12 protein-coding genes are annotated in these 16,607 nt (G+C 64.1%); 8 read left to right on the forward strand and 4 right to left on the reverse strand.

The window, feature by feature from the left end; genetic code table 11:
• The first annotated feature begins 447 nt into the window (after window positions 1-447).
• The 8 genes from ACSQ9I_RS17755 (at window position 448) to ACSQ9I_RS17790 (ending at window position 12,120) form a co-directional block, all read left to right on the forward strand.
• Complete coding sequence (locus ACSQ9I_RS17755; protein WP_436313941.1) at window positions 448-1,494, forward strand: substrate-binding domain-containing protein; 1,047 nt, start codon at window positions 448-450, stop codon at window positions 1,492-1,494.
• Window positions 1,491-3,017, forward strand: a complete 1,527-nt coding sequence (locus ACSQ9I_RS17760) for a sugar ABC transporter ATP-binding protein (RefSeq protein WP_436313942.1) — start codon at window positions 1,491-1,493, stop codon at window positions 3,015-3,017. The genes ACSQ9I_RS17755 and ACSQ9I_RS17760 overlap by 4 nt, the downstream gene beginning before the upstream one ends.
• Window positions 3,014-4,045 carry an ABC transporter permease gene (locus tag ACSQ9I_RS17765; RefSeq protein ID WP_436313943.1) on the forward strand — a complete coding sequence of 344 codons (1,032 nt, stop codon included), beginning with the start codon at window positions 3,014-3,016 and terminating at the stop codon, window positions 4,043-4,045. The genes ACSQ9I_RS17760 and ACSQ9I_RS17765 overlap by 4 nt, the downstream gene beginning before the upstream one ends.
• On the forward strand, window positions 4,042-5,022 hold the full coding sequence (locus ACSQ9I_RS17770; protein ID WP_436313944.1) for an aldo/keto reductase: 981 nt from the start codon (window positions 4,042-4,044) through the stop codon (window positions 5,020-5,022). Before ACSQ9I_RS17765 ends, ACSQ9I_RS17770 begins: the two co-directional genes overlap by 4 nt.
• A 43-nt stretch (window positions 5,023-5,065) precedes the next feature.
• Window positions 5,066-5,923 carry a class I fructose-bisphosphate aldolase gene (locus ACSQ9I_RS17775; protein ID WP_436313945.1) on the forward strand — a complete coding sequence of 286 codons (858 nt, stop codon included), beginning with the start codon at window positions 5,066-5,068 and terminating at the stop codon, window positions 5,921-5,923.
• A gap of 148 nt (window positions 5,924-6,071) precedes the next feature.
• Window positions 6,072-10,481, forward strand: a complete 4,410-nt coding sequence (locus tag ACSQ9I_RS17780) for a LamG-like jellyroll fold domain-containing protein (protein ID WP_436313946.1) — start codon at window positions 6,072-6,074, stop codon at window positions 10,479-10,481.
• Between the two features lie 431 nt (window positions 10,482-10,912).
• Window positions 10,913-11,581 carry a GMC family oxidoreductase N-terminal domain-containing protein gene (locus tag ACSQ9I_RS17785; protein WP_436292793.1) on the forward strand — a complete coding sequence of 223 codons (669 nt, stop codon included), beginning with the start codon at window positions 10,913-10,915 and terminating at the stop codon, window positions 11,579-11,581.
• 161 nt (window positions 11,582-11,742) lie between these two features.
• Window positions 11,743-12,120, forward strand: a complete 378-nt coding sequence (locus tag ACSQ9I_RS17790) for a PH domain-containing protein (protein WP_436292792.1) — start codon at window positions 11,743-11,745, stop codon at window positions 12,118-12,120.
• A 35-nt stretch (window positions 12,121-12,155) separates the two neighbouring features.
• On the opposite strand, the gene ACSQ9I_RS17795 is transcribed toward ACSQ9I_RS17790, so the two are convergent.
• The 4 genes from ACSQ9I_RS17795 to ACSQ9I_RS17810 are packed head-to-tail and all read right to left on the reverse strand — an operon-like array spanning window position 12,156 to window position 16,584.
• Window positions 12,156-12,491, reverse strand: coding sequence for a hypothetical protein (locus ACSQ9I_RS17795; protein WP_436292791.1), 336 nt, complete (start codon window positions 12,489-12,491; stop codon window positions 12,156-12,158).
• 42 nt (window positions 12,492-12,533) lie between these two features.
• Window positions 12,534-13,376: an ATP adenylyltransferase family protein gene (locus ACSQ9I_RS17800; protein ID WP_436292790.1), complete on the reverse strand. Its 843-nt coding sequence runs from the start codon at window positions 13,374-13,376 to the stop codon at window positions 12,534-12,536.
• 45 nt (window positions 13,377-13,421) lie between these two features.
• On the reverse strand, window positions 13,422-14,786 hold the full coding sequence (locus ACSQ9I_RS17805; protein WP_436313947.1) for a sigma-54-dependent transcriptional regulator: 1,365 nt from the start codon (window positions 14,784-14,786) through the stop codon (window positions 13,422-13,424).
• Between the two features lie 7 nt (window positions 14,787-14,793).
• Complete coding sequence (locus ACSQ9I_RS17810) at window positions 14,794-16,584, reverse strand: sensor histidine kinase (protein ID WP_436313948.1); 1,791 nt, start codon at window positions 16,582-16,584, stop codon at window positions 14,794-14,796.
• Window positions 16,585-16,607: the final 23 nt, after the last annotated feature.

Below are 16,607 nucleotides of genomic sequence, written 5' to 3' on the forward strand. Positions count from 1 at the left end.
CGGTCGACCAGTTCGTTGAGGGCAAGATAAAAATCCGTGTGCGCCGCCGCGTTGGCCGCGTCCGGCGCGATCTGGTCACACGGCGCGAGCAAAGGGCCGACCGGACGGCGTGGATCGCTTGCGCACCCACCTCGCATTCGCCGGCGGGGCCAACGCGAACGCGGCACTGCGAGGCCGGATGTCGCCAGCGTGCGGCCACTGCCAGCCTCCGGTGCCAGCGCCTTCAGCGCTGCGCGAGCCCATGTCAATGATCAGTATGTTTGTCTTCATGTCATAACAGCTTTGCGGAACAAAACTCATCTCCAGTAGCGTTTCCCCTAGTTATCGAGATAAACGGGCCAAGTGTACATTCTTGCCTGTCATAACAGCTATTGTGACACCGAGATCCCAAAGATCTGCTTGAACAGCAGGTCGCAAGCTCTTCCAGCCAACGTAAGGAGACAAAGAATGAGGCGTAATTTCCTGAGGTCCGCAGCTGCCGCCGGCATCGGCCTGACCGGCGCCAGCGCATTCGCGCAACAGCAATCCGCAGCCCCCGCGGCGGGCGCCGGCCTGCGCGGCAATGCCAGCGACGTCTACGTGATGAACGTGATGGTGTCGGGCGTCGAGTACTGGTTTCCGGTCTACGAAATGATGAAACAGCTCGGCCGCACGCTGGGCGTTCGCACCCGCTACACCGGCACGCCGGAGTACGACGTCAACAAGCAGCTGGCATCGTTCGAGCAGGAGCTGGCACGCAAGCCCGCGGGCATCCTGCTGCACCCGATGAACCCCGATCCGTTCATCGAGCCGATCAACCGCGCCGCGGCGATGGGCATCCCAGTCGTCACCTTCGCGGCCGACTCGCCGAACTCGAAGCGCACGTCCTTCGTCACCTCGGACAACGACCGCGAGGGCACGCAGGCGGCCGACGCCATCGCGACCTCGCTCAACGGCAAGGGCGAATACGCAGTGCTGGAGAACCCGGGCCAGGACAACCACGACCGCCGCATCGCGGCCTTCGTGAACCGCATGACGACCAAGCACCCGGGCATGAAGCTGGTCGGCCGCGCCGCCAGCAACCAGGACCCGAACAAGGCCTACCAGGCGGTGCTGAGCCTGGCGCAGGCCAATCCGAACCTGGGTGCGCTGTTCATGCCCGAAGCCAACTCGGCACTCGGCGCGGCGCAGGCCAAGGTCGAGACCAAGAAGAACATCAAGGTGATGTGCTGCGACGTCAACGCCAAGATCCTCGACATGATCAAGTCGGGCGACGTGTTCGGCTCCATCAACCCGAACCAGGGCATGCAGGGCTACATGGGGATGATGATGTTGTTCCTGGCGAAGAACCCGTCGCTCATCGATCCGATGAATGACGCCAAGCGCAACGGCGCCAACCCGATGTCGGTGCCCTTCCTGGACAACGGCCTCGCCGTGGTCAGCAAGGCGAACGCGGACGACTTCTACTGGGGCAAGTACCTCGCGCGCCGCGGCACCAAGGGAATCGGCGAGTGAGCGCTGCGGGCTCTTCTTCGCTGCTCGAACTTCGCGGCATCAGCAAGCGCTTCGGCGCCTCGCGCGCGCTCTCGGGCGTGGACTTCTCGCTGCAGGCCGGCGAGATCCACGCCCTGTGCGGCGAGAACGGCGCGGGCAAGTCGACGTTGATGAACATCATCGACGGCATCCACCGCCCCGACGAAGGCGACATCGTCCTGAACGGCGAGAAGGTCGTGATCGACGGCCCGGCGCATGCGATGCGCCTGGGCATCGGCCTGGTGCACCAGGAGATCGCCCTGTGCGCCGACGCGACCGTGGCCGAGAACATCTTCATGCCGGAGATCAACGCCGGCAAGCAGGCGTGGATGAACTACGCCAGCTTCAACGAGCGGGCCGGCAAGGCGCTGCGGCGGCTGGGGCAGGACATCGACCCCGGCGCACTGGTGCGCGACCTGAGCATCTCGAGCCAGCAACTGGTGGAGATCGCCAAGGCGCTCACGCTGGACTGCAAGGTGCTGATCCTCGACGAGCCCACGGCCGCGCTGACCGACAACGAGTCGGCTGCGCTCTTCCGCGTGCTGCACGACCTCAAGGCGCAGGGCATCGGCATCATCTACATCAGCCATCGCATGGCCGAGATCCTCACGCACGGCGACCGCGTCACCGTGCTGCGCGACGGGCGCAACGTGCACTGCGGCCCGCTGGCCGGCATGACGCCGGACGAACTGGTCCGCCGCATGGTCGGGCGCGACCTCGGCAACTACTACCCGCCCAAGCAGACCGCCACCGGGTCCTCCGAGCCCGTGCTCGAAGTGACCGACATCGCCGACGACGAGCGTGTGCACGGCGTCTCCTTCGCGCTGAAGCGCGGCGAGATCCTCGGCATCGCCGGGCTGATGGGCGCCGGACGCAGCGAGCTGGCCGAAACCGTGTGCGGCCTGCGCCTCGCGAAACGCGGCACGGTGCGCCTGTGCGGCAAGGCGCTCACGATCCGCAAGTACAGCGACGCGCTGTGCGAAGGCATCGCCTACCTGAGCGAAGACCGCAAGGAAGCCGGCGTGTTCCTCGACCTTCCGATCGCACAGAACGTGTCGTCGATGGCGCTGCGGCGCGTCAGCTCCGGCTGGGGGCTGCTGCAGCGCTCGGCCGAACACCGGCTGGCCCGCGAGCTCGGCGCGAAGCTGAACCTCAAATCGGACGGCGTCGCCATCGAGGTGTCGAGCCTCTCGGGCGGCAACCAGCAGAAGGTGGCAATCGCAAAGCTGCTCGCCACCAAGCCGGTGGTGCTGCTGATGGACGAGCCGACACGCGGCGTCGATGTCGGCGCCAAGTCCGAGATCCACCACATCCTGCGCGAGCTCGCGAACCAGGGCGTGGGCGTCATCGTGATCTCTTCGGAGCTGCCCGAGATCATCGGGTTGTGCGACCGGGCCCTGGTGATCCGCGACGGCAAGCTGGCGGGCGAATTGGACCCGAACGAAATGACGGAGGAAGCCCTGCTGCGGCTCGCCTCCGGACTCTGCGAACAGGAGATGGCATGAACTTTCCATCGAGACTCGGCGCGGGGGGCACGGCATTGGCCGGCATCCAACCCCGTCGAACAGGAGACCCGGTGAAGCTACCGAACAAACTGACGAGCATGCGCGAAGCAGGGCTTCTTCTGATCATCGCGGTGCTGTGCGTGGCGATGAGCTTCGCATCGCCCTACTTCCTCACCTGGGACAACGTGCGCGCGATGCTGCTGTCCTTCTCCATCGAAGGCATCGTGGTGGTCGGCATGACGATCCTGCTGATTGTCGGCGGGATCGACCTCTCGGTCGGCTCGGTGGTTTGCTTCGCGATGGTGGTGACGGGCAAGCTCTTCCTGATGGGCGTCGACCCGTGGGTCGCGAGCCTGGTGGCCATCGGCGCGAGCGGGCTGATCGGCGCCATGATCGGCGGCTGCGTGACGCGCATCGGGCTCAATCACTTCATCGCCTCGCTGGCCTTCATGGTGATCGTGCGCGGGCTGTGCCTCGCGCTCACGCAGGGCACGCCGCAATCGCTGTTCTCGCTGCCGGGCGAGTTCAAGTTCATCGGGCAGGGCACGCTCTTCGGCATTCCGGCGGTAATCCTGATCTTCCTCTTGATCGTGGTGGTGAGCGACTTCGTGCTGCGCCGCTCGACGCTGCTGCGCCGGGTGTTCTACACGGGCAGCAACGAGAAGGCCGCGCTGTACTCGGGCATCCGCGTCGGACGCGTGAAGTTCTGGGTCACGGTGCTGTGCTCGGCATCGGCAGGCCTGGCCGGCGTGATCTACACGGCCCGCTTCGGCGCCGCCACGCCGACCTTCGGCATGGGCATGGAGCTCAACGTGATCGCCGCCGCGGTGATCGGCGGCGCCAGTCTCAAGGGCGGCTCCGGCACGGTGCTGGGCGCGGTGCTCGGCCTCGCACTGCTGTCGGTGGTGACCAGCTCGCTGATCCTACTCGACGTGTCGCCCTACTGGCAGGACGTCATCAAGGGCCTGATCCTGCTCGCCGCCGTGACCATCGACCACCTCCTGAACACGAGAAAGACAACGCGATGAAGAAGACAACGCTGGGTCCTTCCGGCATCGAATGCTCGGCCATCGGACTGGGCACCTGGGCCATGGGCGGATGGATGTGGGGCGGCGGCGACAACGCGGCCGCCGTCAATGCGATCCAGGCTTCGCTGGACGCGGGCGTGAACCTGATCGACGCCGCGCCGGCCTACGGCCTCGGCCGCTCCGAAAGCGTCGTTGGCACCGCGCTCAAGGGGCGCCGCCACGGGGCCGTGATCGCGACCAAGTGCGGCCTGGTCTGGCACACCCAGAAGGGAACGCACTTCTTCGAGGAAGACGGCCACCCGGTGTACCGCTACCTCGGCCGCGAATCGATCTCCCATGAAGCCGAAGAAAGTCTGAAGCGGCTGCAGACCGACTACATCGACCTCTACATCACGCACTGGCAGGACAGCACCACGCCCGTGGCCGAAACCATGGACGCGCTTCTCGAGCTCAAGAAGCAGGGAAAGATCCGCGCCATCGGCGTCAGCAACGTGAGCCCCGAAACGCTCGCCGAGTACCTGCGCTACGGCCCGGTCGATGCGGCGCAGGAGCGCTACAGCCTGATCGACCGCGAGATCGAGACCACGCTGGCACCGCTGTGCAGCGAGCACAACGTTGCGGTGCTGGGCTACTCGTCGCTGGCGCTTGGTTTGCTCGCCGGCCCCATCGATCCCGAACGCGAGTTCAAGGGCGACGACCAGCGCGCGACCAACCCGCGCTTCAACGAGGCCAACCGCTCCAAGCTCAAGGCCTTCTTCGAGCAGCTCGACCCGCTGCGCGCGCGGCTCGGCTGCTCGTTCGGCCAGCTGATGATCGCCTGGACCATCGCGCGCGGCACCGTCTCGGTGGCCCTGTGCGGCGCGCGCGTGCGCCAGCAGGCGATTGAAAACGCCGGCGCCGGCTCGGTCGAACTGGGCGACGACGCCCTGCGCCTGATCGACGCCGCGGCGAAGCGCCACCTGGTCGCGCTCGCCTGACACCCTCCTCACTTCATTTCTGCCAACAAGGAGTTCTTTCCACATGTCGAAGGACAAAGACGCGCGGCTCAACCGGCTGCTGAACAACGGCCGCTGCCTGGACATCGCACTCGACCACGGGGTGTGCAACGAGCCCTCGTTCCTCAACGGCCTGCAGGACATGCCCCAGGTCATGGACAAGCTCGTGGCCGCCGCGCCCGATGCGATCCAGCTCAACTACGGCCAGTCCGACCTGCTGCAGGACCGCCCGGGAAGCAACAAACCCGCGCTCGTGATGCGGCTGGACATGGGCAACCCCTACAACGCCACCGCGCACCGCGTGATGTGGGCCGTGCTGCAGAACGAGAAAGACCCGGTGCTGCCAGCCATCCAGCGCGACGCGGCCTGCGTGGTCGTCAACCTGTTCATGCTGCCGAACGAGCCCGAACTGTTCCGCCAGTGCGTACAGAACATTGCGCGCGTGCGCGCCGACTGCGACCGCTACGGCATGCCGCTGATGATCGAGCCGCTGGTGATGCGCCCGCACAGCGACCAGGGCGGCTACATGGTCGACGGCGACGCCGAGAAGATCGTCGCGCTGGTGCGCCTCGCGCGCGAGATGGGCGCCGACATCGTCAAGGCCGACCCGACCAGCGACCCCCCGGATTTCCACCGCGTGGTGCAGGCCGCGCGCTGCCCCGTGCTCGTGCGCGGCGGCGGGCGCGAAGACCTGCGGCAGGTGTTCGCGCGTTCGCGCGTGCTGATGGACCAGGGCGCCGTCGGCATGGTCTATGGACGCAACGTATACCAGCACGCCAATCCGTCAGCGGTGGTCAGTGCGCTGATGGCCATGATCCACCGCGGCGCGAGCGCCGAGGCGGCCTGGGACATCTACGAATCCGGCGGCGTATCCCAAGAGTGAACCTGAAAGCAAAGTAGCGCTGGCCGCTTTGCGCAGAGGCGAAAAGCCGGCTCGAGAAGGCAATGATCATTCTCGACAGCGCGCAGTTGATCGAGACGAAGTTGATTGAAGAACGGGTGTCAACGGCGCAAGAAGAAATGGGGCAAGAATGAAGATCCGACAGTTGACCTCGGTGATCCTGCTGGTGTTTGTAAGCCTGCTGACCCATGCCGGCATCACCGGCACGAATCCGGTGACGACGGTCGCCAACATGGCGTCTGGCGCACTGACAGCCTTCACTGATCTCGCCAATCAGCTCGACCGGGCCTCTCCCCAGATCCCCCAGGGGCCTGGTCTTGGCAACCCTTCCTTCAAGAAGGAGGAGCTGTTCAAGCCGCTTTACATGGTCCGGGATGGTGAAGGCGGAGATGTGCCCAACAAGTACAAGACGGCAAAGCGTTTTGGCACCAACGTGGGCCTGATGCTCAATGGCTACTTCGTCACCATGTTCACGCCTGACAGCGGGGGTGGGCCAGGGGGATTTCTGGTGTATGACGTCTCGGACCCGCAGAAGATCAAGCTGAAGAAGAAGATCTATGAACCGGAGGGTAAGACCAGCCAGTTCCGGGAGTCGCACGCGATCGGCACGTCGACCATCAAGGGCAAGGTGTACGTCGTCGTCCCGAGCATCAAGGGCATCGAGTTCTGGGATTTCACGGACATCGAAGATATCAAGCCGACCAAGCGCCTCGAACTCAAGGGCGTGAATGCCGGGGACTACTTCGATGTGAGCTGGCAACTCTGGTGGCAGGCACCCTATGTGTATGTCGCGTCATCGGACGATGGGATCCACATCATCGATGCGAGTGATCCGGCCAATCCCAAGTACGCCGATCGAGGCCAAGGCCGTCCCAATCCTGTGCCTACGAGCGAACTGGGAAGCTTCAATGTGGGGCCGATCTTCACCATGGGCAATCACATGGTGATCACTTCCATGGAGGCGACCGACAAGGGCATATCCAGCCTGGACATCTCCGACCCGCTGAATCCCCGGCTGCTCGCTACGAAAGGGGCGCTGCCCTTCTACTATGCGACCTGCTTCGATGGCGTCAAGGTCCATGGCTCCATGCGCAACGATGGCGCCAAGATGCACACCCTTGATATCAGTGATCGCAACAACATCGTTCTCGAGAACAGCGCGCTGGTCATCAATCAGCAGTTGTATTGCGCTACGCAGGACGACTACGTGATGCAGGGAGCGCAACACTATATTCACAAGGTCGATGTCCGCGACCCCAAGAACTACAAGGAGGTTGGTTCTGGAAGCCTGTTCGAGGACAAGACGGAGCGAGACCACTCAGACCATGGCCAGGTGACTTTCCTGGGGAACCTGGTGTATGTCGGCAACGACCATGGCAACGGTAGCGGCTTCATGCCGCATGCGACCGGCCCCGATACGACAGCGCCAAAGGTACGTCAGATCTCGCCACGTGCCGACGAGAAGAACACAGCGCTGACTACGCGTATCGGCATCGCGCTGACTGACAACATCCGGCCCGAGACCGTAAACGCTCAAAACTTCATTGTCCGTGTCAAACCAGCCAATCCCTCTGTCGGGAATAGCCCGGCGATAGAAGGCTTCTACAGTGCCCAGCTCGGCATCATCAACTTCTCGCCCAAGGAGCCGCTCAAGCTGGAAACGACCTACGAGGTGGTACTCAGGAAAGGCGGGTTGAAGGACTATGCCGGGAACGCCTTGGTGGAAGACTACACCTTCAGTTTTACGACCCGCAGTGCGGTCGATGCAGGGATGGTCAACCACTGGCCGCTCAATGGGAGCTTGGACGACACCATCGGGAAGAACAACGGCATCCCCACGAGTGGTGAGGATGTCTATGGACGCATTGGTATGGATTTCAGTTCGCGCGCCGGCGGCATCCCGCTGCAAAGCGACTCTGCGGCCACAACCCTTGGTGGAACCGCCTCGGTGAGCTTTTACATGAAGACCTCGCAGACAGGAGTCGACAGCCAATGGCTGGCGCCGGGCATCTTCGGGCGCGACCAGGCGGCTGCCGACAATGATGTTTTCTGGGGCTGGATCGACGGCAAGGGCGACCTGAGGCTGACGGTGGGTAACCACTCGCAGACCAATCCGGGTGTCAAGTCGGGTTCACCGATCAATGACGGCAAGTGGCATCACGTGATCATGACACGCGATTCCAGCTCCGGCGCGATGACCATGTTTGTCGACGGTACCAAGTTCACCGGAAGTGGGGTCAAGGGTGCGATGGGGCTGCAGAACAAGTTCAAGTTTCTAGGTCAACTTCAAGACAGTCCGGACTGGTTCAAGGGTGAGCTCGCTGATGTGCGTGTCTACGACCGGGTGCTGACCGACGACGAGGTCAAGAAGATGAACGAGCAGGTCGTGATCGGACAATTGGGGATGAAACCCGTGCTCTATGGCAATGAAGTGGCGTTCGATCCTCCGTTGATGGGGGGCAAGGGTGCGCAGTACAGCTGGCGCTTCGACGATGGGCAAAGTACGCCGTTCTCCAGCGATCCGAAGTACACGCGCTTGTTCAATCGGCCCGGACACTACAGCGTGATCTTGACCGTTAAACAGAGTGATGGGGTGGAAGTTCGGTACAGTTTCGTGTTGGCCGTGACTGCTCCTTTGACTGCCAATGCACCCGTGCACAGCACGAACATCACGGGCCGTGGAGCCTACATCTACAGCGTCAATTCCGACAGCGGAACAGTAGCGGCGGTGGATGCGCGAGATCCCCGGAAACTCGTCAAGAAGTGGGAGACCCGCGTCGGGGAGGAGCCGCGTACTGTGGCTGTGGGGCCGAATGGACGCGTCTGGGTGGCGGTTCAGGGCGAAGACAAGCTGGTCGCACTGGATGCGGTGACCGGTGCAGTTTCAACTACCGTCGCGTTGGACTACGGCAGCGGGCCGCATAGCGTGGTATTCGCGCCGGGCGGCGTAATGGGGTTGCTGACATTGGAGAGCAAGTCCAAGCTCATCAGCTTTGATCCGACAACAGGTGAGAGGCGCAGCTCCCTCGATCTACCACCCGGCGGCGGCCGCGGCATCGCTGTGACGGGGGACGCCAGAACGGCCTATGTCACGCGCTTCAAGTCAAAACGCAGCGGGGGTGAGCTGTACGAGGTCGATCTGGCCGGGATGAATACTCGACGCACGATTGTGCTCCGGGTCGATACCACCACCGTTGATACCGAAGCAGGTGCGCGCGGTGTTCCCAACTACCTGCATCAGGTCGTGATCTCGCCAGATGGCTTGCGCGCGGTCTTGCCTTCTAAGAAAGACAATATTCTGCGCGGCCAGTGCCGAGACGGCCGGAAGCTGGATCACGATAAAACGGTGCGCTCCGTGCTCAATCAGGTGGACCTTGCCAAGGGTGAAGACCTCCCCGCCAGTCAGATCGACTTCGACAATCAGCCGCCGTCGAGAGCGGCAGTCTTCTCGCCATTGGGCGACTTCGTTTTCGTTGCCCAGATGGAGGGAAATACGGTAACGGTCGCCGATGCCTACAGCGGTAGTCGGGGGGCTCAGATCACTCGGATGCGGAGTACGCCGCATGGCTTGTACATCGATGCTGAGCGCAAGTTGTTGTTCACCAACAATTTCCTCGATCGTTCGGTATCTGCGTATGACGTGAGCACGATTCACTCCGGTAAGAACGCTGACGCTCCGTTGCTTCACTACGTTTCAACAGTCGCGACCGAGCCGTTGAAGGCATCCGTGCTGCGCGGCAAGAAGCTCTTCTACAACGCCAGCGACACCCGCATGTCCAACGAAAGCTACATCTCATGCGCGAGTTGTCATGTGGATGGCGGAGATGACGGGATGGTATGGGACTTCACTCAGCGCGGTGAAGGCATGCGCCGCACCATTTCTCTGCTAGGGCGTGCCGGACTGGGCCATGGCAATCTGCATTGGAGTGCCAACTTCGATGAAGTCCAGGACTTCGAGAACGACATTCGTCGGGAGTTCGGGGGGACTGGCTTCATGACTCAAGCGGACTTCGGGGTCACGGCCGACCCGTTGGGAGCGCGGAAGGCCGGCAAGAGCCCCGAGCTGGACGATTTGGCTGCATACCTTGCTTCGCTCGACAAGTACATGCGCAGTCCGGTACGCAACGCCGATGGAGCTTTGAGCGTGACGGCCCTGCAAGGTAAGAAACTATTCGGCGACCTGCAGTGCATCACTTGCCATTCCGGTCTCGCTATGCGTGATGGACAACGGCACGATGTAGGGACTATTCAACCCAGCTCGGGCAAAGGCAGTGGCAAGAAACTCGCCGGTGCAGGGTTCGACACGCCAACTTTGCATGGGATCTGGAGCAATGCGTCCAGTTTCCACAATGGCCAGAAGGCAACGACAAAGGATCTGATCGTCTCCGGTCATGGAAATAGCAATGCACCGAACTTGTCGCCTGCAGATTCGGATGCGCTGGTCGAATATCTTCGGTCCCTGGATGGACCTAAAGATGATGCGAGTGTTGGCTCGACTGCGCCACCTTCTTCGTCGCCGACCAGCACTGCTGCGCAGTGAACAGGGTTGGCAATCGACATTGAATAGATGAGAGGTATTCAGATGGTCTGTTCACCCATTGTGAAAGAGGTCGAAACGATGATCTTTCGAAAGAACTGGTTGCAGACCGTCATGTTATGTGTCGCTATTTTCACAAGTGGATGTGGAGGTGGCGGAGGTGGGGAAAGCTCCTCCCCTGTCAAATCCATTCCTCAGTCCTCGGCGGGTGCTCCTTCCTCATCGACGACAGGCACAGCGGCTGCACGGACATCAGGGAAAACAGCGGCGGGCTCTGACGTGCAACCAGTTGATGTTTCTAACATCAGCGATTGTGTTGCGTCTTCCGATCTTGAGGATCGCTGACTAGAGCCTTCCTTGGCCTGTCGAGCGACCAAGCCGGTCGCTGCCTGAAAGGACGCGCACCAAGGCAACGCTGGACCCGGCCGCACACGATGATCTTCAACCGCGGCAATCCGCTCGACTACGACGGCTGGGCCCAGAACGGGCTCTCCGATTGGAGTTGGAGCGACTGCCTGCCGTACTTCAAGAAGATGGAGACCTTCTCGGAGGGCGGAAGCGAATGGCGTGGTGACCAAGGTCCGTTGCAAGTCTCCCGGTGCAAGGCCGACTTCCCGCTCTATCACCAGTTTCTCCGCGCGGGCGAGCAGGCCGGATTCCCGCTCGCCTCGGACCATAACGCGCGGAACCAGGAAGGCCTCCACATCGCCCAAGCCCACATCCACGGAGGCGTGCGCTGGAGCGCCTCCCGGGCGTACCTGAAGCCTGCAGAGCGAAGACCGAACCTTCAAATCCGATCGCGGGCGACAGTCTTGAAGGTGCTGTTCGAAGGCCAGCGCGCCATCGGCGTCGTGTTGCGCCAGGGAAGCGCGCGGGCGGTGCACGGACGAGGCATCGCCATTTCCACAGCGATCGGCTCGCTGCTTGGGCAACGGCTTCTCGGCATGAACGTCGCGGACATGGCGTTGAAGCCGACACATGAAGAGCTTCGCATTCCACGCGTTTCGCCACCTTGGCGTGGCCTTGGCAACGCGATATTACGGAATGCGCGATCGAATCGACGGCCGATTCTTGGGATGACCGCGATTCGTTGTTCTTCTTGAGTAGGATCGCGAAGCGTGCATCAGACTCGACCGTCTGCGTAGGGAGGGTGGCTCCGCGGCGGTGCGCCCCACCCACTACATTACCCACGCGCTGCGCCCCGCGCAGCTCTTAAAGACCGGCGACGGTCGCGTGTATTGAACGAGTTTGGAAGGAAGCAACCTTGGGACTACTTGATGGAATGCTTGGCAACGCAGCCAAGATCGACCCTGCAAAGATTCAGCAGGAGTTCAGCCAGATCCTGGCGAAAGGGGAAGTGGTCGAGCACGCCTACCAGCTCATCCGCGACTACTTCGTGTTCACCGACAAGCGCTTCGTCCTGGTCGACAAGCAAGGCATTACGGGAAGCAAGGTCGAATACCACTCCATTCCCTACAAGAGCATCACGCACTTCAGCGTCGAGACCGCCGGTACCTTCGATCTCGATGCCGAGCTCAAGATATGGATCTCGGGGACGGTCGCTCCGATCCAGAAGCAGTTCAACAAGAAGCTCAGCATCTACGAGGTGCAGAGCGTGCTTGCGAGCTACGTGCTCAGGTGAGCTGAGCCTCGCGAGACGGGGCGCCACGCTCCGACTCAGTCGGTGCGGCTGGCCGGCAGCACGATGGTCATCAGCAGCCTGGTGTCTTCCAGCGCATGCAAGCCGTGCGGCACGCCGCCGGCGAGGTACATCACCTGATCGGCCTCGAGCAGCTTCACGCTGCCGTCGAACTGCACCTCGACCCTTCCGCGCATGCACTGCAAGGTCATCGACGTCGAGACGGCGTGCGACGGGACCTGCTTGCCGGCCGGCAGCACCAGCCACATGATCTCGATGTCGCCGGCCTTCAGGAGTGCACAGGTCTCCGCCGCCTGCACGTCGAGCGCGCCGAGATTCACGACCTGACCGGATGATGCGTGGGGGAGTGCCATGCGGGGCAGTTTGGCAAGGTGGGCTTACGTTGTCCAGATCGGTCATACGTCATGAGGCACGTCCTGCGGCATCGCCACCGCGCGCAGCACCTGCATTGGTCCCACTGCGTGGACGCGGTCCAGTTCCTCTTGCGAACGCAAGAACAATGAGCCAGCGAAGCCGAGCCCGTTCACGGAGATCGATTCGAAGCATGCGCGCGAACGCGGCACGACGAGCATCCAGCCTCGGCGAATCAGCAGGTTGTAAGGTGCCGACTGAACTTCGCCCTCTTCGGCGGCGACAGCGGAAATGCCGCACCGATGAAGCAGCTCGCGATAGAGGACATGCAACTCGGGAGCCGTCGCTTGCGGCGCCAGACGTGCGAACGCATGCCTGAACGGCAGCGGTGAACCGCTGCCGAGCACCCGCTCCATCGGCACTTGGTCCGGGCTTTCGCGTGTAAGCGGGAGCGGCACAAGCTGCAGGTGCTTATGCCGCTGGCTGGCCCCGGCTTCGACGCCCCCGTTGTAGAAGCCGAGTCCATCGACCTCGCTCAGGCAGGCGATGAGCGCCGCGAAATCCTCAACGGTAAGGAGGCGCTCCTGGCGTTCGAAGCGGCGCGTGACGAGCAGCACATGGCCGGCGAGCAGTTGGAACTTGTTCAGCAGAATGTAGTGCGAAGGCGCGAGGTCACCTACGAACAGAGAACGGTCGTAGTCGCCGAGTGGATCCGTGGCCGCCGCGACATGGCGCGCCTTGTCCTTGCGCGCGAGGCTCGACACCGTGCGCACGACGAACCGAACGCCATCGCTGTCGAGGAGGATGGTCTGAGTCTCGATCGGCTGCAGTGCACCGTCTGCCAGGGCGCGCTGCCTTGCGTTCTGGACGACGGACAGGGAAAACATGCCGTCATTCTCGACCCGTTCCGGGCAACGAGGCACGCCCAGGCACTAAGACTTGAATTCTTCCGCCGTGATACCGAGCTTGCGCAGCTTGTCGTGCAGCGTCTGCCGCGCGATCGCCAGCGCGCTGGCGGTGGCCGGCTGGTCACCCTGGTGCTTGCGCAGCGCCTCGACGATCACCGCCCGCTCGAAGGACTCGACCTGCTGCGGCAGTCCGCGCGGCAAGGCCGGCATGCCTTCGGCGTTGCCGCGCGCCTGCGTCAGGCGCTCGCCCAGCAGGCCAAGCACGAAGCGGTCGGCCACGTTACGCAGCTCGCGCACGTTGCCGGGCCAGGCGTAGGCCATCAGGTCGGCCACCTGCGCGCCGCTCAGGATCGGCGCGACGCGCTCATAGCGCGCGGCCGCCAGCAGCGTGAAATGCTCGAACAGCAGAGGGATGTCCTCGCGCCGTTCGCGCAGCGGCGGCAGCTCGATGAAGGCAACGCCGAGCCGGTAGTACAGGTCGGCCCTGAACTTTTGCCGGTCGCTCATATCCTTGAGGTCGTCCTTGCTCGCGGCCACCACGCGGCAGTCGAAGGGTATGGCCTTGTTGGAGCCGATGCGCTCGATGGAGCGCTCCTGCAACGCACGCAGCAGCTTGATCTGCACCGCCATCGGCATGCTCTCGATCTCGTCGAGAAAAAGCGTGCCGCCGTTGGCGTATTCGAACTTGCCCACGCGCACGCGGTTGGCGCTGGTGAAGGCGCCGGCCTCGTGGCCGAACAACTCGCTCTCGGCCAGCGCCTCGGGCAGGCCGCCGCAGTTGAGCGGCACGAAATGCTGGCGCCGACGTTCGCTGTGCTCGTGCAGGCAGCGGGCGACGAGCTCCTTGCCGGTACCGGTTTCGCCGTAGATCAGCACGTCGGCCGAGGTCTCAGCCAAGGTCATCACGGTGCGGCGCACCTGCTGCATCTGCGCCGAGCGGCCGATCAGCACTGCCTGGATGCCGTGCCAGTTCTCCAGCGCATCACGCAGCGCGCGCACCTGCAGCGTGAGCTGCCGGCGCTCGATGGCGTGGCGCACGATGGCCACCAGCCGCTCGGAGCTGAAAGGCTTCTCGATGAAGTCGTAGGCGCCCTCGCGCATGGCCTGCACTGCCATCGCGATGTGGCCGTGGCCGGTGACCAGGATGACGGGCAGCTCGGCGTCGGCGTTGTGGAGCTCGATCAGCCATTCGGTGCCGCTCAGGCCCGGCAGGCGCACGTCGCAGACCACGATGGCAGGCACGCCGAAACCGATCTGCGCGCGCGCGCGTTCGGCGCTCGCGAAGGATTCGACCTCGAAACCGGCCAGGGTCAGCACCTGGGTCGTGCTGATTCGGACGTCTTCGTCGTCCTCGACCAACAGCACCCGGATGGCAGGGGCTTCACTCACTTTTTGATCACTCCTGTGGGGTGGGGGTAAGGATGGTGCGGATGGCGGCCGGCAGGTCGACCACGAAGCAGGCGCCGCCGTCCGGCAGGTTGGCGGCACGCAGCGTGCCGTCCATGGCCCGCACCAATTGTGCCGAGATCACGAGGCCCAGGCCCAGCCCGGTGCCCGCCGGCTTGCTGGTGACGAAGGGCTCGAACAGGCGCGGCAGGATGTCGGGCGGAATGCCCGGCCCGGTGTCGCTCACGCGCAGGATCACGCGGCCGTCCTGCGGTCGCGCTTCCAGGCGCAGCGTGCGCCGCGGCGATGCCTGCATGGCGTCGATGGCGTTGCGCATCAGGTTGACGAGCACGCTACCCAACGCGGCCTCTTCGGCCATGACGCTCAGGGTGGCGGGCTGCACATCGACCTCGATGACGATGCCGTTCTTCTTCGAGGCTTCGGCGACGATGACCTGCGCGTCGGCCGCGACCTGCGCCATCGGCACCGGCGCGAGCGGCAGCTCGCTCTTGTGCGCGAAGGTCTTGAGCTGCGAGGTCAGGCGCGCCAGGCGATCGACCATGCCGCGGATGCGCTGCAGGTTGCCGCGCACGTCATCGAAGCGGCTCTTGTCGAGCAGGATGGCGGCGCTTTCCGAGAGGGTGCGCATCGCCGTGAGCGGCTGATTCAGCTCGTGCACCACGCCGGCCGACATCTGGCCCAGCGCCGCCATCTTGCCGGCATGCACCAGCTCGCCCTGAGCCGCGCGCAGCTGGGCGGTGCGCGCGACCACGGTCGACTCGAGGGAGTCGTGCGCCGCCTGCAGCGCGGCCTGGTTGGCCAGCTTCTGCCGCACGGCGCGGCGGCGCTGCCACAGCGTGACGGCGATCAGCAGCAGCACCGCCATCGCCAGGCTCGCTGTGATGGCCGCGTAACGTGCACCGACGCGCACCGGCGCCAGATCGTCGAGCACCACCAGCTGCCAAGGCGCCCCGCGCAGCGCGCGCGTCGAAGCGAGCTGGTCCACGCCGTCGAGCGCGATGACCTGCACGTTGCGCGCCAGCGCCTCTTTCTGCGTCCACTGCAGCGGCTGCAGGCCGGCCTCGCCGTAGGGGCGCGAGCGCTGCACCTCGGCGCGCTGCGAAGCGTCGAGCGGCCACAGCGGCCGGAACTTCAGGTCCTCGCGGGTGGCGAGGATCACCACGCCGCGCTGGTCGATCAGCGCCACGTTGCCTGGCAGCATGCGCCAGGCGCGCTCGGACTCCTCGAGATTAACCTTGACGGCCACCACGCCGCGCGCGGGCTGGTCGTGGCGCAAGGCGTACGAGAGGTAGTAGCCGGGCTTGCGGCTGGTGATGCCGACGCCGTAGAAGCGGCCCCTGCCCTGCCCCAGCGCATCGATCACGTAGGGCCGGAACGACAGGTCCTGGCCGATGGTGGTGCCGGGCCGGTCCCAGTCGGACGCCGCCAGCGAGGTGCCGGCGGCGTCGAGCACATAGAGCATCTCCGCGCCCGCGGTGGCGTTGACGCCGTCGAGGTAGCGGTTGACCGCGTCGCGCAGCCTCGAGTCCGACGGCGTGCCGAGCAGCGCCGGAACGATGGGCGTCATCTCCAGCAGCGCTGGCAGATACTCGAAACGGGCCAGGTCGGCATCGAGCCCGGTCGCGAGCATGTCGAGCCGGTGGTCGGCCGCCTCGCGCAGCCGCGCCAGGCCGTTCTGCATGGCGAGGTGATGGCCGGCGACGGCGGCCAGGGCCACCAGCGCCAGCGCGCCGCACCAGCGCGGCAGGCCGCGCCAGCGTCTTTGAGTGTCGGAAGGCAAGTCGAAGCGCCGGGCCGGCTCCC

The organism is Variovorax sp. LjRoot84 (assembly GCF_964254305.1).
Taxonomy (GTDB): Bacteria; Pseudomonadota; Gammaproteobacteria; order Burkholderiales; family Burkholderiaceae_C; genus Variovorax.

Excerpts from the sequence above, each read along its gene's own strand:
- ACSQ9I_RS17800 (WP_436292790.1), bottom strand. The coding sequence starts at position 13,376 with ATGTTTTCCCTGTCCGTCGTCCAGAACGCAAGGCAGCGCGCCCTGGCA.
- ACSQ9I_RS17755 (WP_436313941.1), top strand. The coding sequence starts at position 448 with ATGAGGCGTAATTTCCTGAGGTCCGCAGCTGCCGCCGGCATCGGCCTG.
- ACSQ9I_RS17775 (WP_436313945.1), top strand. The coding sequence starts at position 5,066 with ATGTCGAAGGACAAAGACGCGCGGCTCAACCGGCTGCTGAACAACGGC.
- ACSQ9I_RS17780 (WP_436313946.1), top strand. The coding sequence starts at position 6,072 with ATGAAGATCCGACAGTTGACCTCGGTGATCCTGCTGGTGTTTGTAAGC.
- ACSQ9I_RS17770 (WP_436313944.1), top strand. The coding sequence starts at position 4,042 with ATGAAGAAGACAACGCTGGGTCCTTCCGGCATCGAATGCTCGGCCATC.
- ACSQ9I_RS17785 (WP_436292793.1), top strand. The coding sequence starts at position 10,913 with ATGATCTTCAACCGCGGCAATCCGCTCGACTACGACGGCTGGGCCCAG.
- ACSQ9I_RS17795 (WP_436292791.1), bottom strand. The coding sequence starts at position 12,491 with ATGGCACTCCCCCACGCATCATCCGGTCAGGTCGTGAATCTCGGCGCG.
- ACSQ9I_RS17765 (WP_436313943.1), top strand. The coding sequence starts at position 3,014 with ATGAACTTTCCATCGAGACTCGGCGCGGGGGGCACGGCATTGGCCGGC.